The sequence below is a fragment of the Streptomyces cahuitamycinicus genome (assembly GCF_002891435.1).
Taxonomy (GTDB): Bacteria; Actinomycetota; Actinomycetes; order Streptomycetales; family Streptomycetaceae; genus Streptomyces; species Streptomyces cahuitamycinicus.
Window position 1 is genome coordinate 1 of sequence record NZ_POUC01000011.1, and the last position, 23,349, is coordinate 23,349.

Genomic DNA, 23,349 nt, shown 5'->3' on the forward strand with positions numbered 1-23,349 from the left:
GCGCCGCTCCGCCCCCGCCGCCGACCGTGCCCCCGGCCGAACCCGGGCAGCCCGCACGGCCCGTCGCGGGCGACGCGACCGGCTGGTCGATGGAGGAGCGGCTCTACAACCAGGTGTGGGGCATGTTCGAGGACCTGGCCCGCACCACCGCCGCCTACCGCAGCGCGGCCGACTTCGCCGAGTCACGGATGGACAAGGAGCTGGAGCAGGTCCTCTCCGACCCGCGCAGCCGGATCGGCGGGCAGGGAGACGCCGTCCGCGAGGCGGCCCGGGCCCGGTACGCCCAGCTCGTCGCCCAGGCCCAGGAGGCCCTCGACCGGGACCTCGCGCAGCTCGCTGCCGAGGCCGACGTCGTCGAACCGGCACTGCCACCCGCGTACGCCCGCTGGGACAGCCCGGCGTGGCACGCCTATCGGGTGCCGATGGAGATCCCCATGGCCCTGCGCCTGGGCGACCTCCACCTCCCCGAGGCCGACCGGATCCGCATCCCGATGCTGGTCCGGCTGCCGCTGGAGCGCGGCCTGTGGATCGACAGCGGACCGGCCGGATCGTCCGACGGTTCGTTCACGGACTCCCACGCCATGAGCCGTCTCGCTCTGGAGACGGCGGTCGCGCACGCGGCCCGGCTGCTCGCCGTGTACCCGGCGGGCGAGTTCACCGTCCACGTCATCGACCCGGCCGGCTCGGGGGCGCAGCCGCTGGCGCCCCTCGTGCAGACCGGTGTGCTCGCGGCCCCGCCCGCGCTCGGCGCCGCCGGGGTGGCGGACGTGCTGGGCCGGCTCACCCAGCGGGTCGACCTGGTGCAGATGGCGGTCCGGGGCGGCGCCGCCGACTCCCTGCCGCCCGGCTTCGACACCTCCCAGCAGCTTGTGATCGTCAACGACTTCCCGCACGGTTTCGACGACCGGGCCGTCAACCAGCTGCGCTACCTCGCCGACGAGGGCCCCGCCTTCGGCGTCCACCTGATGATGGTGGCCGACCGTGAACAGTCCTCCGGATACGGGCCTTTGCTCGACCCGCTGTGGCGTTCGCTGCTGCGACTGACGCCGGTTGCCGACGACCACCTCGCCGACCCGTGGGTCGGTCACGCCTGGACGTACGAGCCGTCGCTCGTGCCGCCCGGCAGCCTGATCCTCCAACAGGTGCTCTCCCAGGTGGCCACCGCCCGCACCAAGTTCTCGTAAAGCGCTCTGACCAGGAGTTTTGGCCCTTCTTTTACCAAGCGCTTTACCTGTTCTTGGTGATTGGGGTACTGTTGACGGCACGGAGGGGAGTACTCCCTGTCTGCTGCGGCGTACCCGTCAATACGGATCAGGCCAGATCCCGGGGCGTCGGCCCATCCATGGGTGGAAGAGACCTCCGGCAGCGACGACGCTGACATTTGCCGTTACGACTGCCGGAGGCGCAGTGGATGTTTCCATGACCCTATGGGTCCTGACGATCGTGGGCCTCGCGGCCCTCATCGCCGTCGACTTCTTCATCGGCCGCAAGCCGCACGACGTTTCGATCAAGGAAGCCGGGATCTGGACGGTCGTCTGGATCGTCCTGGCCGCGCTCTTCGGCGTCGGCCTGCTCCTGTTCGCCGGTGGCCAGCCCGCCGGTGAGTTCTTTGCCGGCTTCATCACCGAGAAGTCGCTCAGCGTCGACAACCTCTTCGTCTTCGTCCTGATCATGGCGAAGTTCGCGGTGCCGTCGCAGTACCAGCAGCGTGTGCTGCTGATCGGCGTCCTCATAGCCCTGGTCCTGCGAGCGATCTTCATCGCGGCCGGTGCGGCGATCCTCGCCAGCTTCGCGTGGGTGTTCTACATCTTCGGCGCGTTCCTCATCTACACCGCCTGGAAGCTCATCCAGGAGGCCCGGGCGGACGAGGACGACGAGGACTGGGAGGAGAACAAGCTGCTCAAGGCCGCCGAGCGCCGCTTCGGTGTGGCCGACCGGTACCACGGCACCAAGCTGTGGATCGAGGAGAACGGCAAGCGGGTCATGACCCCGATGCTGGTCGTGATGCTGGCCATCGGCACCACTGACGTGCTCTTCGCCCTCGACTCCATCCCCGCGATCTTCGGTCTGACGCAGGACCCCTACATCGTTTTCACGGCCAACGCCTTCGCCCTGATGGGTCTGCGCCAGCTGTACTTCCTCATCGGCGGCCTGCTCAGGAAGCTGGTCCACCTCAGCTACGGACTGTCGATCATCCTGGGCTTCATCGGCGTCAAGCTGGTGCTGCACGCGCTGCACGAGTCCGGGGTGCACGTCCCGGAGATCAGCATTCCGGTCTCGCTCGGCGTGATCTGCGCAGTCCTGGTCGTCACCACGATCACCAGCCTGCGAGCTTCCAAGAAGCAGGCGGCGGCCGAGGCGGCGCAGGGGAAGAGCGACGGCGTCACCAAGGACAGCATCGACGTCTGACCTTGTCCGGCCGCATCGGATCCAGGTGAAGCATGCTCAGGAGCGGTGCTCGGCGAATTGCCGACCACCGCTCCTGGTGCTTGCTTGTTCCTGGGTGCGTTCCCTCCACCGGGGACGCCGAGTCCGGCTGGAGGCACCATGAAATTCGTGCAGATCATCGACTTCGAGACCGATCGCCTGGAGGAGATGCGGCAGGTGATCGAGGAGGCCGGGCAACGCTCCGCCGGCCGGCCGGGCGGCCCCACCCACAGCATGCTCCTGAAGGACCGGGACCGCCCCAACCGCTATCTCGCGCTCATCGAGTTCGCATCGTTCGAGGAGGCCATGCGTAACAGTGACGATCCCGAAACCAGCCGGATGGCGGAGCGGCTGGACGCCCTCTCCCTCAACGAGCGGGTCTTCACCAACTGCGACCTCGTGGACGCCCGTGACCTCGAGTAGCACCGCAGCACAGGTTCAGGGGCATCAGGCGACCGCAGTGCGACGCCAATTCGCGTCTGCGACGATCACGGCATGACCGCTCGGCGCAGGCCGCTCACGGCACAGTGGACGACTCTGGTTCCCCTGCTCGCGGCCGTGCTGCTGGTCTTCACCTGGGGGCGTGATCTGCCGGCGGGGATCGTCGTGCTGGTGACGCTGGTCCTCGCGGGCGCCGTCCTGGCCGCAGTGCATCACGCCGAAGTGGTGGCCCACCGGGTCGGGGAACCGTTCGGTTCCCTCGTGCTTGCCGTCGCCGTCACGATCATCGAGGTCGCCCTCATCGTGACCCTGATGATCGACGGCGGGGACAAGAGCGCGACCCTGGCCCGGGACACAGTCTTCGCGGCCGTGATGATCACATGCAACGGCATCGTCGGCGTGTGCCTGCTGGTCGCCTCGCTGCGGCACGGCACAGCCGTCTTCAACCCAGAAGGCACCGGCGCCGCACTCGCGACCGTCGCAACCCTCGCCACTCTCAGCCTGGTCCTGCCGACCTTCACCACCAGCAAGCCGGGGCCGGAGTTCTCCACCGTCCAGCTGACCTTCGCGGCGCTCTCCTCGCTCGTCCTGTACGGCCTGTTCGTCACGACACAGACCCGGCGCCATCGGGACTACTTCCTGCCGATCACCCGGCACGGCGAAGTGATCACCGACGAGGAGCACGCCGAGGCGCCGACCGCCCGTACCGCCCTGACCAGCCTGGGGCTGCTGGGCCTCGCCCTGGTCGGCGTGGTCGGTCTGGCCAAGGGGGTTTCACCGACCATCGAGTCGGGGGTGCAGGCAGCCGGACTGCCCCAGGCCGTGGTCGGCGTGATCATCGCGCTGCTGGTGCTGCTCCCGGAGACCATCGCCGCGCTGCGCTCCGCCCGCCGCGACCGGGTGCAGACCAGCCTCAACCTCGCCCTCGGCTCGGCCATGGCCAGCATCGGTCTGACCATCCCCGCCGTCGCCCTCGCCTCGGTGTGGCTGTCCGGTCCTCTGGTCCTCGGCCTGGGCGCCACCCACATGGTGCTGCTCGCCCTGACCGTGGTGGTCGCCTCGCTGACCGTGGTGCCGGGCCGGGCCACACCGCTCCAGGGCGGGGTCCACCTGGTGCTGTTCGCGGCGTACCTGGAGCTGGCGATCAACCCGTAGGCGCGCGCAAACGCTCACGCACGTGTGTGCGCACCGGGCATGGCAGGAGCACGCCCGGACGGCGTGACACGAGCACAACCGGCCGCCTCGACACCGGCATGCCCAGCCACCGCGACACGCAGGAGGCTCGGGGCCCTCAGTACGTGACCGTGATGCGCCGGGCGGGTCCGTCCACGCGCACGGTGCCGCCGTACGGGATCACCAGCTGCGGATCGGTGTGCCCGAAGTCCACGTCGAAGACGATCGTGGTGTCGAAGGCATGGGTCCGCATGGCACGCAGGACGGCCTCCCGCTGGTCGGCCGCGAAACGAGCGGCCTCCTCGGGGGTGTTGGGCCGCTCGAAGGACCATGTCTTCGGCCGGCCCATCAGCAGGGCCGGGAAGCGCCCCAGCAGCCCGCGTTCGCCCATGTTCCGCAGAGTGGAGAAGACCTCCGTGGCACTCGGCATGCCCTCCGAGGTCTCCAGGAGCAGCACGCCGCCGTCGTACTCCGACAGATCGTGTGCGATCTCCCGGTCGGCCATCAGCAGCCGTCCGACGATCTCCAGGCAGCCGCCCAGGTGCGGCCCTCGATGACACGGTCTGGGTTCACCCAGGCCCAGCCGGTACCGGGCCGCGTCTCCGGCTCCGCTTCGAAGGTCGCCGGGACCGCCCAGTCCCGGTCGATGTCACGCCACCGCCCGGCGGGCCTCAGCTCGTACGTCCCCGAGGTGAACAGGGCCGCGCGCAGGGACTCGGCGGTCTGCGGATGCACGGCGCCGGGGCGGCCCAGTTCGCACATCACGCTCCCGCCGTGGAAGCCGACGATGCCGCAGGTGCGCAGGAACGCGAGCAGATTCGTGTTGTCGCTCATCCCGAAGAACGGCTTCGGGTTGGCCTCGACCAACTCCCGGTCCAGGTAGGGCAGCACGGTGATCTGATCGTCGCCACCGATCGACGCGATGACGGCCTTGATCCCCGGGTCGGCGAAGGCGGCGTGAATGTCGTCGGCCCGCTCCCGGGGCGTGGAGCCCATCGTGCGGGTCGCCGGATACTCGACCGGCTCCAGCCCGTACTCCTTGCGGAGCCGCTCCAGGCCCAGCTCGTAGGGGAGCGGGAAGAGCCCCGGCAGGCCGGAGGACGGCCAGATCACGGCGATGCGGTCGCCGGGGGACGGCTTGGGGGATAGACCGGGCTGGTCGGGCTCGTCATACCGGGAGGCTACGGTCCCGTGGTCTGCCGGTGCACCGTGGTGATCCGGCCTGAGGCACCGGGGCGAGGTCAACCCTCGCACCGTGATGATCCGGCCTGCGGCCATCAGGGCGAGATCGGTGCGCGCACCGTGATGATCCGGCCTTAGGCACCGGGGCGAGATCGGTGCGCGCACCGTGATAGACCGGCTGTGAGCGGCGGTCCGTCACGGGCCGCGCGACCCTGAACGGACCGGAGGAACCGTGCCCCGCACCCTGGCCCACGCCCCGATCATGATCCTCAACGGGCCCAACCTGAACCTCCTCGGCCAGCGTCAGCCGGAGATCTACGGCTCCGACACCCTCGCCGACGTCGAGGCACTGTGCGCCAAGGCGGCGGCCGCGCACGGCGGAACCGTCGACTTCCGCCAGTCCAACCACGAGGGCGAGCTGGTCGACTGGATCCACGAGGCGCGGCTGAACCACTGCGGCATCGTGATCAACCCCGGTGCCTACTCGCACACCTCCGTCGCCATCCTGGACGCCCTCAACACCTGCGACGGCCTGCCGGTGCTGGAGGTCCACATCTCCAACATCCACCAGCGCGAGGCGTTCCGGCACCACTCGTACGTCTCGCTGCGTGCCGACGGGGTCATCGCGGGCTGCGGCGTGCAGGGGTACGTATTCGGTGTGGAGCGCGTCGCGGTGCTGGCTGGAGCGGGCAAGGCGGACGCGTGAGCCGTCGCCGGTAAGGCCCGCCGGCCTGGGCGGGTGCCCCTTACAGCCCGGCTCTGGCGGTGCCGCGCTCCAGCATCAGGCCGCCCTCCAGGCCCTGGTGCCGGGGCCGCCGGCCGAGGGCGGGGAACGACAGGCCGGCGGCCCATCCGCCCAGGAGCCGTCATCCTGCGCGGGGCTGGTATCAGTTGACTGCGCAACAAGGTTCGCGGGGAGCGCGTGTGCGACACCGGCGTGTGTGAACGATTCACACGGGGTGCGTGCGCGGTCACCCCTCAGCGCGACGGCGCCCCGCGCGCAACGCCAAGGCGCCCCGCAGGTGCAACGCGACGACGCCCCGCGAGCCCTTCACCACCGCGCAGCCACCCACCGCGCCGTGCCCGTACCTCACAGCCCGTGCCTCACAGCCCCTGCACGCGTCTCACCATCCGCGTGCGTGCCACTCCGGCAGGTGCGGGCGCTCCGCGCCCAGGCTCGTGTCGTTGCCGTGCCCCGGGTAGACCCAGGTCTCGTCCGGGAGGGCGCCGAAGATCTTGGTCTCGACGTCGTGGAGGAGACTGGCGAACGCCTTCGGGTCCTTGTTGGTGTTGCCCACACCACCAGGGAACAGGCAGTCCCCGGTGAACACGTGGGGATGCCCGTGCGGGTCGTCGTAGACGAGGGCGATCGAACCGGGCGTGTGCCCGACCAGGTGGCGTGCGGTGAGTTCCACGTGCCCCACCCGGATGGTGTCGCCGTCGTCGACCGGCACGTCGGTCCGTACGGGGATGCCCTCGGCGTCCTCCCGGCCCGCGTACGTGCGGGCACCGGTGGCCGCAACCACCTCGGCGAGCGCCTGCCAGTGGTCGCCGTGCCGGTGGGTGGTGACGACGGACGCGATGCCGTCACCACCGATCATGCCGAGCAGGGTGTCCGCCTCGTTCGCGGCGTCGATCAGCAACTGCTCGTCCGTGGCCCTGCAGCGCAGCAGATAGGCGTTGTTGTTCATCGGACCCACGGCGATCTTGGTGATCATCAGGTCCTTGAGCTCGTGCACATCGGCCGGTCCGCCGACCGTCACCTCTCCGCTGTACGTCATGCCCGCCAGCCTATAGCGGCGGCAACGCCGGAAGCGGGCCGCCGGCCGAGGCGAGCGCGGATCCGTCGCGGCGGCCGGCGAGCCAGCCCAGGAGGTCGGCCGGAGGGCCGGTGACCGTCACCTCGGCCCCCTGCCCGCCCGGCTTCCGTCCGGTGCTCCACGCGCGCGTACCGTCCGTGACCCGGGTGGCCGGTACGTCGGGGTGTCCGGCGAACCGGTCGGCGAGAAAGTCGATCTCCCGCTCGGTGAACTCCGGCGGCAGGTCCTCCAGCTCGTATCCGATCCCTAGGTCCACGTGGTGCAGTTCCACCTCCACCCACCGCCGGAACGGCACCCGGGACGCGGAGTCCGTGACGCCGTTGCGCAGCTCCACCGTGCGCGACCAGTCCGCGGGAGCGTCCCCGGCCTCCTGGAAGCGGGCCGAGCTCTCGCGCAGGTCGGCGAGCTGGACGTCGAGGGCGCGGGGGGCGTCCCGCTCGATGTCGGTGTCCCGGGCCTCGCCGGAGACGTACATGGGGCGCCCTTCGAGTACGTTCACGAGGGCGTCCGCGTTGCGCGCCAGGTGGGCCAGGACATGGCCACGGCTCCAGCCGGGCAGCCGTGACGGCTGCGTCACAGACGCGTTGTCCAGCTTGCCGACTGCGCTCAGCAGCCGCTCCGTCGCGTCCCGTACAGACGCCAGGTCATGAGCGTGATCAATCATGCTGCTGACCCTAGCTCCGCCACTCCTTCGGGTGAAGGCGGTGAAGCAGTGCCGTAATTCGAAAGCACGTGCTATATGGTCGGACGTGGCGTCGGGCATGCTGGAGAGCCGGGGTTTGTTGGCAACCCGTGAATCCGACCGGCGTTGTCAGTGGCTCCCCCTAGTCTGAGAAAGACGGGGGCCCCGCCCCTGTCACTTCTCTCAAGAAAGGTGCGGACCGGCGTGGCCGACCGTCTCATCGTTCGTGGAGCGCGCGAGCACAATCTCAAGAACGTCTCGCTCGACCTCCCGCGCGACTCGCTCATCGTCTTCACGGGCCTGTCGGGGTCGGGCAAGTCCTCGCTGGCCTTCGACACCATCTTCGCGGAAGGGCAGCGGCGCTACGTGGAGTCCCTCTCCTCGTACGCCCGGCAGTTCCTCGGCCAGATGGACAAGCCGGACGTCGACTTCATCGAGGGCCTCTCCCCGGCCGTCTCCATCGACCAGAAGTCGACCTCGCGCAACCCGCGCTCCACGGTAGGCACCATCACCGAGGTCTACGACTACCTGCGTCTGCTCTTCGCGCGCATCGGCAAGCCGCACTGCCCCGAGTGCAGCCGCCCGATCTCGCGCCAGTCCCCGCAGGCCATCGTCGACAGGGTCCTGGAGCTGCCGGAGGGCAGCCGCTTCCAGGTGCTGTCGCCCCTGGTGCGCGAGCGCAAGGGCGAGTTCGTCGATCTCTTCTCCGACCTTCAGACCAAGGGCTACTCCCGCGCGCGCGTGGACGGCGAGACGATCCAGCTGTCGAACCCGCCCACGCTGAAGAAGCAGGAGAAGCACACCATCGAGGTGGTCGTCGACCGCCTCACGGTCAAGGACGGCGCCAAGCGCCGTCTCACCGACTCCGTGGAGACCGCCCTCGGCCTGTCCGGCGGCATGGTCGTGCTCGACTTCGTCGACCTTCCCGAGGACGACCCCGAGCGCGAGCGCATGTACTCGGAGCACCTGTACTGCCCGTACGACGACCTGTCCTTCGAGGAGCTGGAGCCCCGCTCCTTCTCCTTCAACTCGCCCTTCGGCGCCTGCCCGGACTGCACCGGCATCGGCACGCGCATGGAGGTCGACCCGGAGCTCATCGTCCCGGACCCGGACAAGAGCCTCGACGAGGGCGCCATCCACCCCTGGTCGCACGGTCACACCAAGGACTACTTCGGCCGTCTGATCGGTGCCCTCGCCGACGCGCTGGGCTTCCGCACGGACATCCCCTTCGGGGGCCTGCCGCAGCGCGCCAGGAAGGCCCTGCTCCACGGCCACAAGACCCAGGTCGAGGTCCGCTACCGCAACCGCTACGGGCGCGAGCGCCGCTACACCACGGCCTTCGAGGGCGCCGTCCCCTTCGTCAAGCGCCGGCACAGCGAGGCCGAGAGCGACTCCAGCCGCGAGCGCTTCGAGGGCTACATGCGCGAGGTGCCCTGCCCGACCTGCCAGGGCACGCGCCTGAAGCCGGTCGTCCTCGCGGTTACGGTCATGGGCAAGTCCATCGCCGAGGTCTCCGCGATGTCGATCAGCGACTGTGCGGACTTCCTGGGCGAGCTGAAGCTCACCGCCCGCGACAAGAAGATCGCCGAGCGCGTGCTCAAGGAGGTCAACGAGCGGCTGCGGTTCCTGGTCGACGTCGGCCTTGACTACCTCTCGCTGAACCGCGCGGCCGGCACCCTGTCCGGCGGTGAGGCACAGCGCATCCGCCTGGCCACCCAGATCGGCTCCGGCCTCGTCGGCGTCCTGTACGTGCTCGACGAGCCGTCGATCGGTCTGCACCAGCGTGACAACCACCGGCTGATCGAAACCCTGGTGCGGCTGCGGGACATGGGCAACACGCTCATCGTCGTCGAGCACGACGAGGACACGATCAAGATGGCCGACTGGGTCGTCGACATCGGCCCCGGCGCCGGTGAGCACGGCGGCAAGGTGGTGCACAGCGGCTCCCTGAAGGAGCTCCTCGCCAACGCCGAGTCGCAGACGGGTCAGTACCTGTCCGGCAAGAAGGCCATCCCGCTGCCCGAGATCCGCCGCCCGCTGGACCCGTCCCGGCAGCTCACGGTGCACGGCGCCCGGGAGAACAACCTCCAGGACATCGACGTCTCGTTCCCCCTGGGCGTGTTCACCGCCGTCACCGGCGTGTCCGGCTCCGGCAAGTCGACGCTGGTCAACGACATCCTGTACACGCACCTGGCACGCGAGCTGAACGGCGCGCGAAGCGTGCCGGGGCGGCACACGCGCGTGGACGGCGACGACCTCGTCGACAAGGTCGTGCACGTGGACCAGTCGCCCATCGGCCGTACCCCCCGCTCCAACCCGGCCACGTACACCGGCGTCTTCGACCACATCCGCAAGCTGTTCGCCGAGACCACCGAGGCGAAGGTCCGCGGCTACATGCCCGGCCGCTTCTCCTTCAACGTCAAGGGCGGCCGCTGCGAGAACTGCGCGGGCGACGGCACCATCAAGATCGAGATGAACTTCCTCCCGGACGTCTACGTCCCGTGCGAGGTCTGCCACGGCGCCCGGTACAACCGGGAGACCCTGGAGGTCCACTACAAGGGCAAGTCCATCGCCGACGTCCTGAACATGCCGATCGAGGAGGCCACGGAGTTCTTCGAGGCGGTCCCCGCGATCTCCCGCCACATGAAGACCCTGAAGGACGTCGGCCTCGGCTACGTCCGCCTCGGCCAGGCCGCGACGACCCTGTCCGGCGGCGAGGCGCAGCGCGTGAAGCTCGCCAGCGAGCTGCAGAAGCGCTCCACCGGCCGTACGGTCTACGTCCTGGACGAGCCGACCACCGGTCTGCACTTCGAGGACATCAGCAAGCTGCTGACGGTCCTGTCCGGACTGGTGGACAAGGGCAACACGGTCATCGTCATCGAGCACAACCTCGACGTGATCAAGACCGCCGACTGGATCGTCGACATGGGCCCCGAAGGCGGCGCCGGCGGCGGTCTGGTCGTCGCCGAGGGCACGCCCGAGCAGGTGGCCGGGGTCCCGGCCAGCCACACGGGCAAGTTCCTGCGTGAGGTCCTCGGCGCCGACCGCGTCAGCGATGCGTCCTCGGTGCAGGCGCCGCGCAAGACGGTCGCGGCCAGGACGGCAGCGACCCGCACCACGGCCACCAAGACGGTCAACAACACGGCCGCCAAGAAGACGGCGGCCAAGACCACCAAGGCCGCCGCGAAGAAGACGACCCGGGCCGGCAAAGCCTGAGGTGTCCCCTTGAACGCGCCGTGCCCCACAGGCATCGTCCTGTGGGGCACGGCGCGTTCACGTTCGGCGGGCGAGCGACAACGAGTAGGGCACGTTCCTGCGCACCTGGCGCGATGCCGTCACCCCGGCCAAGGCGGGCCCGCCGCCCGCAGGGCGCCGGGCCGCCGCCCCGGCGACCCGCGGGCGGTGGCGATGGGGAGACCGGCTGAAGACACCCGGTCCCGCCCCAGCCGCCGGAGGGGCCGCCTGCCCGGCTCAGCTCTCCAGCTCGTGCGCGTACGGCGGCTCCGCCCCGGCTCGCGAGCAGGTGATCGCCGCCGCGCGGGCCGCGAAGCCCAGCAGTTCCGTCCAACCGCCGGGGCCCAGCTCGGCCAGCGCCCGGGCGCTGAGGGCGTCGCGTACGGCGAGCCCGTGCAACAGCGCCGCGTTGACTGTATCGCCCGCGCCGATCGTGTCCACGACCTCCACGCGTTCGCCCGGCACCGCGTACTCGCCGCCGTCGGCGGTGAAGGCGGTCAGTCCGTCGCCGCCCCGGGTGATCACCACCGCCGCCGGGCCGGCCGTCAGCCACTCCCGGGGCGTGCCACCGAGCCACTCGGCGTCCTCCGCGGACAGCTTCAGCAGCGACACCGACGGCAGCCAGCTCTTGAACCGCGCCCGGTAGGCGTCCGCGTCCGGGATCAGCCCGGCCCTGATGTTCGGGTCCAGCGAGGTGAACACGCCCTGCGCGGACGCCCTGCGCATCAGCTCCTCGTACGCGCTCGCCCCCGGTTCCAGCACCAGCGAACAGGTGCCGAACGACACCGCGCGGGTGCCGGAGGGCAGCGCGGGGGGTGCTTCGAACAGCCGGTCCGCCGTCCCGTCGACGTAGAAGGAGTACGCCGCCGAGCCGTCCGCGCCGACCGTGGCGACCGCGAGGGTCGTCGGTTCGGTGCCCCGCTGCACCGGGGACACCACGACCCCGGATGCGCGCAGCCGGTCCAGCAGGGCCTCTCCGAAGGCGTCGGACGACACCCTGGAGCAGAAGGCGGCGGGGGAGCCGAGTCGGCCCAGCGCCACGGCCGTGTTGTACGGGCCGCCGCCCAGCGCCGGCTGTAGCGCCGCCAGGGCACCAGTGCCCTGCGGTACCAGGTCGATCAGAGCCTCACCGGCGACGACGATCACGACGGGGTTCCTTCCTCGGACGGGCTGGGGCAGCCGCACGACGTGCGGTGGACGAAGGCACAGGGCAGGCGCACGGTCCGGGCGGGCCGGTCCGGCTCGGCGAGACGCTCCAGGAGCACGCGGACGGCCCGGGCGCCGATGTCCCTGCCGGGCTGCGCGATCGCGGTGAGGCGGGGCGAGAACAGGTCCGCCCAGGCGAAGTCGTCGAAGCAGCACAGGGCGATGTCCTCCGGCACGGACAGGCCGTGCGCGCCCAGGGCTCGCAGCACGCCGATGGTCATGGCGTTGTTGCCGGTGACCAGCGCGGTGGGCGGCACGCCGAGGGACAGCAGGGCCCCGGTGGCCTGCCCGGCACCGGCGGACTCCGAATCGCCGTGCACCAGCAGCCGCCCGTCGTACGGCAGCCCCGCGAACGCGAGACCGCTGCGGTAGCCGGTGATCCGCTCGCTGGTGGTGCTGAGCCCCTGCCGCCCCGCCACCAGCCCGATCCTCCGGTGACCGAGCCCGGCCAGATGGGTTACCAGCCGGGACGTCGGTTCGGCGTTGTCGGCACACACCTGGTCGAAGCGCGGACCGCCGTCGGTCCCGGGTCCGTCCACCAGCCGGTCCAGGAACACGGCCGGTACGTCGTGCCGCTTCAGATAGGCGAGCAGTCCGCGCGGATCGGCCGAGGGCGCGACGATCACGCCGTCCACCCGGCGCTCGTGCAGCAGCTGGACGACCTTGCGCTCGTGCTCCGGGTCGTCGTGCGGATCGGCGATCAGCAGGCTGTAGCCGGCCTCCAGCGCGGCGGCCTCGACGCCCTGGAGGATCTCCGTGAAGTACGGGTTGCTGATCGCCGAGACCGCCAGCCCGATGGACCGCGTGCGGGCCGTCACCAGGGAACGGGCCAGTGTGTTCGTGGTGTAGCCGAGCTCCTCCACGGCGTCCAGGACCGCCTGGCGGGTGTGGGGCAGCACGGGCCGGGTGTCGTTCAGCACGTGCGAGACCGTCGCCACGGAGACACCGGCGCTCCGCGCGACGTCGGCCATGGTCGTCATGGACGTTCCCTCCTCCGCTGACGGCGCTTCCTCCGCTTCCGGCGCTTTCGCCGGGGAAGATATCGCATGAAGCGCCGGACGTAAACGTTTGCGCAATCGTTTACGTCCGACGCCGGGGCGCAGCTGCGGGAGGGCGTTCTGGGCCCGGTCCGCTACTCCCAGTCCCAGCTGATTCCGAGGTACCCCGGCCGCACCCGTGGTTCGACCAGATGGACCGACCGGTGCCGGCCGCTCAGTGCCAGGTCCTGGCGTCCGCTGCGGGGCGCCGCCGCCGAGTGCTGGGCGAAGCGGTGGCAGCGCACCGGCAGGGCCGCCGCGTCGAAGCACACCTGGAGGGCGTACTGGCCGCCGGGGGAGTCGAAGCCGCGGACGTACTCGCGTGACGCATCCGCTGTGCCGTCCTCGACGCCGTAGCGGAACAGGAAGGTTTCCCCGGCCATCAGCCCGGTGTCGAATAGCAGTTCGGCCGCTAGCACTCCCGTGTCGCGGTGCCAACGGACGCGGCCGGTGCGGCAGTTCTCCAGCGCGTGCACCCGCATGCGCTCGGGCACGGCTCCCTGGTCGCCGTGGTGGACGGCCACGAAGCGGTCGATGCCGTCCCGGTGGGCGCGCACGATGTGATGCGACTCGCGCTCCGCCAGTTCGCGCCGGGCCCCGATCCGGAGCCGTTCGTGGTGGCCGAGGGTGTGCAGGCCCCCGTCCGGTGGGCAGTCCAGCTCGGCCAGCAACTGGTCCAGCACACCGGAGGCCTCGACGAGGGAGCGGTAGGAGCGGGCGGCGGGCCGCAGCCCGGACGGGCCCTCCCCGGACTCGACGAGCAGTCGGATCAGCGACTCCTCGGGAAGCTCCAGGATCTCCTCCAGCGCGCGTACGGCCCGCAGCGACTCGGGGCGCTGCGGACGCCTGGCCCCTTGCTGCCAGTAACTCAAACTCGTGACGCCGACCTTCACCCCGTGGCGGGACAGATGGTGCTGCACGCGTTGCAGTGGCAGCCCGCGGGCGGCGATCGCGGCCCGCAGGGCGACGTGGAAGGGGCCGCCTCGCAGGGCCGAGTCCAGTTCCGCGGTGGCGACGTCCGCGTGCTGTGGGGCGTGCGGCATGCAGGGGCCTCTCTGTGAGTCGGCGACGGCTGGTCAGACCGTTCGCGCGGGCCGCCCGGGTGCCGTCCCGCCGGCGCGGGGCGGGTCTTCACATGCGTACGCCGTCGTTCAGGGCCCCGAGTTCCCCCGCATTGAAGCGTGTTGACCTGGTCCCGACAACACCTGATGCCGGACAGTGACGTACACGCACCCGCCGGTGCCGTCCGGACATGCGAACGCCCGGGGCGTGCGCCCCGGGCGTTCCCTGTGGATGCGTGCTGTGGATGCGTGCTGTGGATGTGTGCTTCTAGGAGTGGTCGCTTCCGCCCTGTTTCCGGAGGGCTAGGCGCTTGGCGCGCGCGATGTCGGGATCGCGCGGGTCCAGGGCGTCGCGCAGCGCCAACGGCTCGTCCGTGTAGTGGCGGGTACGGGCCGCCCGCCGGGATTTCTCGATCCGCATCTGCTTCATGTGCGCAGCCCTCCGACCCGTGGCCCGCCCGCTCCGCACCGGGAACGACGGTCCGCACCGACAACCTGTGCCTGCACCGGGACGGACTCCGTCCGCCGGACGTCGCCATGTCCCGTGGGTGAGCCCCATTCCCGCTCCCGGGGGGCCGTAACCCCGGGGCGGGACATGCCGTTGGAAACTGCCCCCTCGCCGGGGCCCTGATCGTGTCCCGGGCCGCGCCGGACTGTCGGTGCTCGCCAGTAGGGTGTGAGACATGGCCGACCCCTCCAGCTACCGCCCCAAACCGGGTGAGATCCCCGACTCGCCGGGGGTCTACAGGTTCCGTGACGAGCACCGCCGGGTGATCTACGTCGGAAAGGCGAAAAGCCTGCGCCAGCGCCTGGCGAACTACTTCCAGGACCTGGCGGGCCTGCACCCGCGCACCCGCTCCATGGTGACCACTGCCGCGTCCGTGGAGTGGACGGTGGTGTCCACGGAGGTCGAGGCGCTCCAGCTGGAGTACTCGTGGATCAAGGAGTACGACCCCCGGTTCAACGTCAAGTACCGCGACGACAAGAGCTACCCGTACCTCGCGGTGACGATGAACGAGGAGTACCCGCGCGTGCAGGTGATGCGTGGTCACAAGAAGAAGGGGGTCCGCTACTTCGGGCCGTACGCGCACGCGTGGGCGATCCGTGACACGGTCGACCTGCTGCTGCGTGTCTTCCCCGTGCGCACGTGCTCGGCCGGCGTGTTCAAGAACGCCGCCCGTACCGGCCGTCCCTGCCTCCTCGGCTACATCGGCAAGTGCTCTGCGCCCTGCGTCGACCGGGTCTCCGCCGAGGAGCACCGCGAACTGGCCGACGAGTTCTGCGACTTCATGACCGGCCGGACGAACACGTACATCCGCCGCGTGGAGAAGCAGATGGCCGAGGCGGCCGAGGAGATGGAGTACGAGCGGGCGGCCCGGCTGCGCGACGACATCGAGGCCCTGAAGAAGGCCATGGAGAAGAACGCGGTCGTGCTCGCCGACGCGACCGACGCCGACCTGATCGCGGTCGCGGAGGACGAGCTGGAGGCGGCCGTCCAGATCTTCCACGTGCGCGGCGGACGCGTGCGCGGCCAGCGCGGCTGGGTCACCGACAAGGTGGAGGAGATCACCACCGGCGCCCTCGTCGAGCACGCCCTGCAGCAGCTGTACGGGGAGGAGACGGGCGACGCCGTCCCCAAGGAGGTCCTGGTCCCGGCACTGCCCGACCCCGTGGAGCCCGTCCAGGAGTGGCTGGCCGGGCGGCGCGGCTCGGGCGTCTCCCTGCGCATCCCGCAGCGCGGCGACAAGAGGGCGCTCATGGAGACCGTGCAGCGCAACGCCCAGCAGGCGCTCGTGCTGCACAAGACCAAGCGGGCCTCCGACCTGACCACGCGCTCGCGTGCCCTGGAGGAGATCGCCGACGCGCTCGACCTGGGCAGCGCCCCGCTCAGGATCGAGTGCTACGACATCTCCCATCTCCAGGGCGACGATGTCGTGGCCTCCATGGTCGTCTTCGAGGACGGGCTCGCCCGCAAGAGCGAGTACCGGCGTTTCCAGATCAAGGGTTTCGCCGGACAGGACGACGTCCGCTCGATGCACGAGGTGATCACCCGTCGCTTCCGGCGTTATCTCGCCGAGAAGGAGAAGACGGGCGAGTGGACCGACGGCGAGGTCCCCGAGAGCACCGAGGACGGCGAGCTCACCATGGCCGGCACCCTCACCGAGGACGACGGCCGCCCCAAGAAGTTCGCCTACCCGCCCCAGCTCGTCGTCGTCGACGGCGGCGCCCCGCAGGTCGCGGCGGCCCGGCGCGCCCTTGACGAACTCGGCATCGACGACATCGCCGTGTGTGGCCTGGCCAAGCGCCTGGAGGAGGTCTGGCTGCCCGGCGACGACGACCCGGTGGTCCTCCCCCGCACCAGCGAGGGCCTGTACCTGCTCCAGCGCGTCCGTGACGAGGCGCACAGGTTCGCGATCAGCTATCAGCGCGCCAAGCGGTCCAAGCGCTTCCGCTCCAGTCCCCTGGATGACGTCCCCGGCCTGGGGGACACCCGCAAGCAGGCACTTCTGAAGCACTTCGGTTCGTTGAAGAGACTGCGAGCCGCCACCATCGACCAGATCTGCGAGGTCCCCGGCATAGGCCGCAAGACGGCCGAGACGATCGCCGTGGCCCTCGCCCGCTCGGCCCCGGCCGCACCCGCCGTCAACACGGCGACGGGAGAGATCATGGAGGAGGAACCCGGCACCATGGGTTCCAGTGGGGAACCCGTGACGATGGGAGCCCCGGACGAACGACGGGGGCAGGAGACATGAATGTGAACGAGCACGACGGCCGCACAGAGCAAGCCACAGACGGAGCACAGGTGAGTACGGGCACGCCCAACGAGAAGGCCCCGGCGCCCAACGAGAAGGCCCCGGCGCCCGACGCGGCCATCCCCGAGCTGGTGATCATCTCCGGCATGTCCGGAGCCGGGCGCTCCACGGCGGCGAAGTGCCTGGAGGACCTCGGCTGGTTCGTCGTCGACAACCTGCCGCCCGCGCTGATCCCCACCATGGTGGAGCTCGGCGCCCGCTCCCAGGGCAACGTGGCGCGGATCGCCGTCGTCGTCGACGTCCGCGGCCGCCGCTTCTTCGACAACCTCCGCGAGTCCCTCGCCGACCTGGAGGCGAAGAACGTCACGCGGCGGATCGTCTTCCTGGAGTCCTCCGACGAGGCCCTGGTCCGCCGCTTCGAGTCGGTGCGCCGCCCGCACCCCCTGCAGGGCGACGGCCGCATCGTCGACGGCATCGACGCCGAGCGTGAGCTGCTGCGTGAGCTGCGCGGCGACGCCGACCTGGTGATCGACACCTCCAGCCTGAACGTGCACGAGCTGCGCGCCAAGATGGACGCCCAGTTCGCCGGCGAGGAGGAGCCGGAGCTGCGGGCCACGGTCATGTCGTTCGGCTACAAGTACGGCCTGCCGGTCGACGCCGACCTCGTCGTCGACTGCCGGTTCCTGCCGAACCCGCACTGGGTCCCGGAGCTGCGCCCGTACACCGGCCTCAACGACGAGGTCGCGGGCTACGTCTTCAACCAGCCCGGCGCCAAGGAGTTCCTCGACCGGTACACCGAGCTCCTCCAGCTCGTCGCCACCGGCTACCGCCGGGAGGGCAAGCGCTATGTGACGATCGCCGTGGGCTGCACGGGTGGCAAGCACCGCTCGGTCGCCATGTCGGAGAAGCTCGCCGCCCGGCTCGCCGCCGAGGGCGTGGAGACGGTGGTCGTACACCGGGACATGGGACGCGAATGACACGACGTACACCGCGGCTGAGCCGGCTGCGCCGGGTGGTGCCCGAGGGCAACGGCGGAAAGGCCGCCCGGCCCGCCGAGGCCCGGGGCGGCAGAGCGCGCCGCCGGGGCACCCAGCCCAAGGTCGTCGCCCTCGGCGGCGGCATGGGCCTGTCCGCCTCGCTCGCCGCGCTGCGCCGGATCACCGGCGACCTCACCGCCGTCGTCACCGTGGCCGACGACGGCGGCTCCAGCGGGCGCCTGCGCGACGAGCTCGGCGTGCTGCCGCCCGGAGACCTGCGCAAGGCTCTGGCCGCGCTGTGCGGTGACGACGACTGGGGCCAGACCTGGGCCCGGGTCATCCAGCACCGCTTCCAGTCGCAGGGCGACCTGCACGAACACGCGGTCGGCAACCTGCTGATCGTCGCCCTGTGGGAGCAGCTCGGCGACCATGTGCAGGCCCTCGACCTGGTCGGACGGCTGCTGGGTGCCCAGGGGCGCGTGCTGCCGATGTCCGCCGTCCCGCTGGAGCTCCAGGCCCTGGTCAAGGGCCACGACCCGGCGCGTCCGGAGGAGGTCGACACGGTCCGCGGCCAGGCGACCGTCGCCCTCACCCCGGGTGAGGTGCAGTCCGTGCACCTCGTGCCGAACGACCCGCCGGCGGTGCCCGAGGCGGTCGAGGCCGTCCTGGACGCGGACTGGGTGGTGCTCGGCCCCGGCTCCTGGTTCTCCTCGGTCATTCCGCACCTGCTCGTCCCCGAGCTGCTGGACGCGCTCATCCAGACGAAGGCCCGCCGGGTGCTCTCCCTGAACCTCGCGCCGCAACCCGGAGAAACCGACGGCTTCTCCCCGCAGCGTCATTTGGAGGTTTTGGGACGACACGCCCCTAAACTCGCCCTGGACGTGGTGCTGGCCGACGAGGCCGCCGTGCCCGACCGCGACTCCCTGACCGATGCCGCCAAACGGTTCGGGGCCGCGGTCGAGCTGGCGCCGGTGGCCGGACCCGACGGAACCCCGAGGCACGACCCGGAGCTGTTGGCCGCCGCGTACGACCGTATTTTTCGGATGCATGGAAGGATCGGCCCATGGCGATGACGGCAGCGGTGAAGGACGAGATCTCCCGGCTCCCCGTCACCCGGACCTGCTGCAGAAAGGCGGAGGTCTCCGCCATTCTGCGGTTCGCCGGCGGCCTTCACCTGGTGAGCGGTCGGATTGTGATCGAGGCGGAGCTGGATACGGCGATGGCGGCCCGCCGTCTCAAGCGGGACATCCTGGAGATCTTCGGCCACAGCTCCGAACTGATCGTGATGGCTCCGGGCGGCCTGCGCCGCGGCTCGCGGTACGTCGTACGGGTGGTGGCGGGCGGCGACCAGCTGGCGCGCCAGACCGGCCTGGTCGACGGGCGGGGCCGCCCGATCCGCGGCCTGCCGCCGCAGGTGGTCTCGGGGGCCACCTGCGACGCCGAGGCCGCCTGGCGTGGCGCGTTCCTGGCGCACGGCTCGCTCACCGAGCCCGGCCGCTCCTCCTCCCTGGAGGTGACCTGCCCGGGCCCCGAGGCCGCGCTCGCCCTGGTCGGCGCCGCCCGCAGGCTGTCGATCGCCGCCAAGGCCCGTGAGGTGCGCGGTGTGGACCGCGTCGTCGTCCGGGACGGCGACGCGATCGGTGCCCTGCTGACCCGCCTCGGCGCGCACGAGTCGGTGCTGGCCTGGGAGGAGCGCCGGATGCGCCGCGAGGTGCGCGCCACGGCGAACCGGCTCGCCAACTTCGACGACGCCAACCTGCGCCGCTCGGCCCGCGCGGCCGTCGCAGCGGGTGCCCGGGTGCAGCGCGCCTTGGAGATCCTCGCCGACGAGGTGCCCGAGCACCTGGCCGCCGCGGGCCGGCTGCGCATGGAGCACAAGCAGGCCTCCCTGGAGGAGCTGGGCGCGCTCGCCGACCCGCCGCTGACCAAGGACGCGGTTGCCGGCCGGATCCGCCGCCTGCTGGCCATGGCCGACAAGCGCGCCTCCGACCTCGGCATCCCGGGCACGGAGGCCAACCTCAGCGAGGAGCTGGCCGACAACCTGGTGGGCTGATCCCACACGACGTCAAAAAGCCGGTGCCGACCCCCACTCGGGTGACCGGCACCGGCTTTCGCGTGTCGCTGAGGCGCCCTTGACTCGATCATGGACTGTCATGAGCCTGGCATCTGTTCGCTGCTGTGGCGGACCCACGCTAGGGGGGTTCATGAGACGAAGAGCGAGATCGATCCTCGCCGTCGGCGCGCTCCTGATCGGCGGAGCGAGCTTCGCACCCATCGCCCAGGCACAACCGGGAAGTCCGAACCCGTCCGACCCGGACGAGGTCAAGGTGTTCCGCGCCGAGGTCACCCAGAAGCAGGTACCCCTGCTGCTGGCCGCCGGCCAGGACGGACACGAGCTGAGTGAGCGGGTGCCCGAGAAGGGCACCGCGACCGTCGAGGTCTACCTGACGGACCAGCAGGCGAAGAAGCTGGAGAAACAGGGCGTCGGCCTCACCGAGCACGAGATCTCCGCCCGGGCCGAGGCCCGTGTCGAGGACGCCGCCGAGGGCGTGTTCCGCCCGTACAGCGGCAAGGGCGGCCTGCGGGAGGAACTCCTGCGGACCGCGCAGGAGAACCCGGGTCTCACCAAGGTCGTCTCCATCGGCAAGACGATCAAGGGCCAGGACATCCTCGCGCTGAAGCTCACCAAGGGCGCGAAGAAGACGAAGGACGGCTCCAAGCCCTCCGTCCTCTACATGTCCAACCAGCACGCGCGCGAGTGGATCACGCCGGAGATGACCCGGCGCCTGATGCACCACTACCTGGACAACTACAAGAAGGACCGGCGCGTCAAGAAGATCGTCGACTCCACCGAACTGTGGTTCCTGCTGTCGGCCAACCCCGACGGCTACGACTACACCTTCGCCGACCCCGCCAACCGGCAGTGGCGCAAGAACCTGCGGGACGTCAACGGCGACGGCACCATCACCACCGGCGACGGCGTCGACCTCAACCGCAACTTCGCCTACAAGTGGGGCTACGACGACGAGGGCTCGTCCCCCAACCCCACCAGCCAGACCTACCGCGGCGCGGGTCCGAACTCCGAGCCGGAGACCAAGGCCCTGGACGCCTTCCAGAAGCGGATCGGCTTCACGTACGGCATCAACTACCACTCCGCCGCCGAACTCCTCCTCTACGGGGTCGGCTGGCAGGTGGCCACGCACACCCCGGACGACGTCCTGTACGAGGCCCTCGCCGGCACCCCGGACAACTCCGCGATCCCCGGCTACCACCCGCAGCTCTCCTCCGAGCTGTACACCACCAACGGCGAGGCGGACGGCCACGCGGCGAACGTCAACGGCCTGGCGATGTTCACCCCCGAGATGTCGACCTGCCAGACCGTCTCGGACCTCTACCCCGACGACGAGTGGAAGGCGGCCGACTGCCAGTCGGTCTTCACCTTCCCGGACGACGAGAAGCTGATCCAGCAGGAGTACGCCAAGAACGTCCCGTTCGCGCTCTCCGTCGCCGAGTCCGCCGCCCGTCCGGACCGGCCGTCGTCGTCGGTCGGCCTGAACGCCGCCGACTTCACCCCGGCCGCGTTCGGCACGTCGTACTCCCGCGGCGCCGACCAGGAGGTCTCCGTCGTCGTACGGAAGTCCGTGCGCGACAAGGAGCTCAAGTACCGCGTGAACGGCGGCCGCACCGAGGACATGGCGCTCAAGCCGTGGAAGGGGGGCGAGACCTACGGCGGTGAGGACAACCTCTACTTCGACGAGTACCGGGCGAAGGTCAAGGACGGTGAGCCGGGCGACAAGGTCGAGGTGTGGTTCACCGGCGAGGCGAGGAGCGGCAAGAAGGTCTCCAGCGAGCGCTTCACCTACACCGTCGCCGAGCGGCCCCGGGCGAACACCCTCGTGGTAGCCGAGGAGGGCGCCGCCGCCACGCAGGCACAGACGTACGTGGACGCGCTCAAGGCGAGCGGCCGCAAGGCGGTCGTGTGGGACGTGGCCGAGCAGGGCGTGCCGGACGCGCTGGGCGTGCTGAGCCACTTCGACACGGCCGTCCACTACACGGGCGCGAGCGTCCCGGGCGTCGCCACCCAGCTCCAGCTGCGGGCCTTCCTCAACGAGGGCGGCCGGCTGATCGAGGCCGGTGAGCAGGCCGGCGGCAACGTGGACCTCGGCGGCGGTGTGCTGTCGAACGACTTCAGCCAGTACTACCTGGGCGCCTACACCCGCACCGCCACGCCCGGGGCCACCGGCTTCACCGGCTCCGGCGAGCTGGGCGGCGTCACGGGCACGCTGGGCGCGGCCCCCGGCAACCCGCTGGACCGGGCCGGCACCTACAGCGTCACCTCCGACGAACTGGGGACCGACGCGTTCCCGCAGTTCGCGAGCAAGGGCGCCGGGCAGTTCGCCGGCACGGTCAACCCGTACGGCCCGTACGCGGGATCGTCGATGGCCGCCGCCGTCCACACCGACGACTCCTACAAGCGCCTCACCCGCACCGTGGACCTCACCGGCACCCCCGCGGCCGAGAAGCCGACCCTGCGCACCCAGCTCCTCTGGGACACCGAGTCCGGCTACGACCACGCCATCGTCGAGGCCCGCACCGCGGGCGCCGACGACTGGACCACCCTTCCCGAGGCGGGCGGCGCCACCGGAACGGCCGTTCCCGCGGAGTGCCAGGCCGGGTTCTACGTCAACGAGCACCCCTGGCTGAAGCACTACCTCACCGTGGCGGACGACGGCTGCACCGCGACCGGCACCACCGGCACCTGGAACAGCCTCACCGGAGCCTCCGACGGCTGGCAGCAGGTGAACTTCGATCTGAGTGCCTACGCCGGCAGGACGGTCGAGGTCTCGATCAGCTACGTCACCGATCCGGGCAGCGGCGGGCACGGCGTCCTCGCCGACGACGCCTCGCTCGTCGCCGGCGGCACGGCGAAGGAGACCGAGGGATTCGAGACCTCGCTCGGTGCCTGGAAGGTCGCCGGACCGCCCGAGGGCAGCCCGGCCGTCCTCAAGGACTGGGCACGCACCGGCGCCCTGTTCCAGACGTACGGCGCGGTCACCACGGACGACACCGTGCTGCTGGGCTTCGGCCTGGAGCACGTCACCGCGGCGGCCGACCGGACGGCACTGATGAGGAAGGCCCTCGCTTCCCTGGACGGGTGACATCCCTGGTCAACGGGGAACTCGTGCGATAGCGAAATCGAGTGGTTCCGCTTTCGGCCGTGGGCGGTCCGTACCCCTACTGGCGGGTACGGACCGCCCTGCCGTGTATGAGGCATCTGAATGTCACTACCAGTGCTTCAGAGAGGTAGGGTCGTAGGCGGTCGGGGACATCCCAAACAGAGCTCGCCGGCACCTCG

16 protein-coding genes and 2 pseudogenes are annotated in these 23,349 nt (G+C 70.6%); 11 read left to right on the forward strand and 7 right to left on the reverse strand.

Annotated elements, in window-relative coordinates; genetic code table 11:
- From C1J00_RS02925 to C1J00_RS02940, 4 genes and pseudogenes are all read left to right on the forward strand, one after another.
- A pseudogene (locus tag C1J00_RS02925) lies at nucleotides 1-1,184 on the forward strand (TerD family protein); the annotation flags it as partial.
- Between the two features lie 223 nt (nucleotides 1,185-1,407).
- Complete coding sequence (locus C1J00_RS02930; protein WP_102907452.1) at nucleotides 1,408-2,409, forward strand: TerC family protein; 1,002 nt, start codon at nucleotides 1,408-1,410, stop codon at nucleotides 2,407-2,409.
- Nucleotides 2,410-2,547: 138 nt separating this feature from the next.
- Nucleotides 2,548-2,850, forward strand: coding sequence for a hypothetical protein (locus C1J00_RS02935; RefSeq protein ID WP_102907453.1), 303 nt, complete (start codon nucleotides 2,548-2,550; stop codon nucleotides 2,848-2,850).
- Between the two features lie 72 nt (nucleotides 2,851-2,922).
- Complete coding sequence (locus C1J00_RS02940; RefSeq protein WP_102907454.1) at nucleotides 2,923-4,023, forward strand: calcium:cation antiporter; 1,101 nt, start codon at nucleotides 2,923-2,925, stop codon at nucleotides 4,021-4,023.
- Nucleotides 4,024-4,159: 136 nt separating this feature from the next.
- Here the strand turns inward: C1J00_RS02940 and C1J00_RS02945 are convergent.
- Nucleotides 4,160-5,160 (reverse strand): annotated as a pseudogene (locus C1J00_RS02945) (S66 family peptidase).
- A 295-nt stretch (nucleotides 5,161-5,455) separates the two neighbouring features.
- Between C1J00_RS02945 and aroQ the strand changes: the two are divergent.
- Nucleotides 5,456-5,929 carry a type II 3-dehydroquinate dehydratase gene (gene aroQ / locus C1J00_RS02950; RefSeq protein WP_102907455.1) on the forward strand — a complete coding sequence of 158 codons (474 nt, stop codon included), beginning with the start codon at nucleotides 5,456-5,458 and terminating at the stop codon, nucleotides 5,927-5,929.
- Nucleotides 5,930-6,347: 418 nt separating this feature from the next.
- Here the strand turns inward: aroQ and C1J00_RS02955 are convergent, their stop codons facing one another.
- Both C1J00_RS02955 and C1J00_RS02960 read right to left on the reverse strand, forming a co-directional pair.
- Nucleotides 6,348-7,004, reverse strand: coding sequence for an MBL fold metallo-hydrolase (locus C1J00_RS02955; RefSeq protein WP_102907456.1), 657 nt, complete (start codon nucleotides 7,002-7,004; stop codon nucleotides 6,348-6,350).
- 10 nt (nucleotides 7,005-7,014) lie between these two features.
- Nucleotides 7,015-7,707: a maleylpyruvate isomerase family mycothiol-dependent enzyme gene (locus tag C1J00_RS02960; protein WP_102907457.1), complete on the reverse strand. Its 693-nt coding sequence runs from the start codon at nucleotides 7,705-7,707 to the stop codon at nucleotides 7,015-7,017.
- Nucleotides 7,708-7,929: 222 nt separating this feature from the next.
- On the opposite strand from C1J00_RS02960, the gene uvrA reads away from it, so the two are divergent.
- Nucleotides 7,930-10,941 (forward strand): excinuclease ABC subunit UvrA, encoded by a 3,012-nt coding sequence (uvrA, locus tag C1J00_RS02965; RefSeq protein WP_102907458.1) that lies wholly within the window; start codon nucleotides 7,930-7,932, stop codon nucleotides 10,939-10,941.
- A 255-nt stretch (nucleotides 10,942-11,196) separates the two neighbouring features.
- Here the strand turns inward: uvrA and C1J00_RS02970 are convergent, their stop codons facing one another.
- The 4 genes from C1J00_RS02970 to C1J00_RS44995 all read right to left on the reverse strand — a co-directional run bounded on the left by C1J00_RS02970 (nucleotide 11,197) and on the right by C1J00_RS44995 (nucleotide 14,693).
- Nucleotides 11,197-12,105, reverse strand: coding sequence for a carbohydrate kinase family protein (locus C1J00_RS02970; protein ID WP_102907459.1), 909 nt, complete (start codon nucleotides 12,103-12,105; stop codon nucleotides 11,197-11,199).
- Nucleotides 12,102-13,145 carry a LacI family DNA-binding transcriptional regulator gene (locus C1J00_RS02975; RefSeq protein ID WP_102907460.1) on the reverse strand — a complete coding sequence of 348 codons (1,044 nt, stop codon included), beginning with the start codon at nucleotides 13,143-13,145 and terminating at the stop codon, nucleotides 12,102-12,104. Before C1J00_RS02975 ends, C1J00_RS02970 begins: the two co-directional genes overlap by 4 nt.
- A gap of 152 nt (nucleotides 13,146-13,297) precedes the next feature.
- Entirely contained in the window at nucleotides 13,298-14,245 is a 948-nt protein-coding gene (locus tag C1J00_RS02980; RefSeq protein WP_102907461.1) for a hypothetical protein, read from the reverse strand.
- A gap of 286 nt (nucleotides 14,246-14,531) precedes the next feature.
- Nucleotides 14,532-14,693, reverse strand: a complete 162-nt coding sequence (locus tag C1J00_RS44995; RefSeq protein ID WP_180989378.1) for a hypothetical protein — start codon at nucleotides 14,691-14,693, stop codon at nucleotides 14,532-14,534.
- Nucleotides 14,694-14,946: 253 nt separating this feature from the next.
- Between C1J00_RS44995 and uvrC the strand changes: the two genes are divergently transcribed.
- From uvrC to C1J00_RS03005, 5 genes are all read left to right on the forward strand, one after another.
- Entirely contained in the window at nucleotides 14,947-17,016 is a 2,070-nt protein-coding gene (uvrC, locus tag C1J00_RS02985; RefSeq protein ID WP_102907462.1) for an excinuclease ABC subunit UvrC, read from the forward strand.
- Nucleotides 17,013-17,993: an RNase adapter RapZ gene (gene rapZ, locus C1J00_RS02990; RefSeq protein ID WP_102907463.1), complete on the forward strand. Its 981-nt coding sequence runs from the start codon at nucleotides 17,013-17,015 to the stop codon at nucleotides 17,991-17,993. Before uvrC ends, rapZ begins: the two co-directional genes overlap by 4 nt.
- Nucleotides 17,990-19,066, forward strand: a complete 1,077-nt coding sequence (locus C1J00_RS02995) for a gluconeogenesis factor YvcK family protein (protein WP_102907464.1) — start codon at nucleotides 17,990-17,992, stop codon at nucleotides 19,064-19,066. The genes rapZ and C1J00_RS02995 overlap by 4 nt, the downstream gene beginning before the upstream one ends.
- Nucleotides 19,057-20,046 (forward strand): DNA-binding protein WhiA, encoded by a 990-nt coding sequence (gene whiA / locus C1J00_RS03000; protein ID WP_030791337.1) that lies wholly within the window; start codon nucleotides 19,057-19,059, stop codon nucleotides 20,044-20,046. Before C1J00_RS02995 ends, whiA begins: the two co-directional genes overlap by 10 nt.
- A gap of 151 nt (nucleotides 20,047-20,197) precedes the next feature.
- Nucleotides 20,198-23,152 carry a M14 family metallopeptidase gene (locus C1J00_RS03005; RefSeq protein WP_102907465.1) on the forward strand — a complete coding sequence of 985 codons (2,955 nt, stop codon included), beginning with the start codon at nucleotides 20,198-20,200 and terminating at the stop codon, nucleotides 23,150-23,152.
- Nucleotides 23,153-23,349 lie beyond the last annotated feature (197 nt).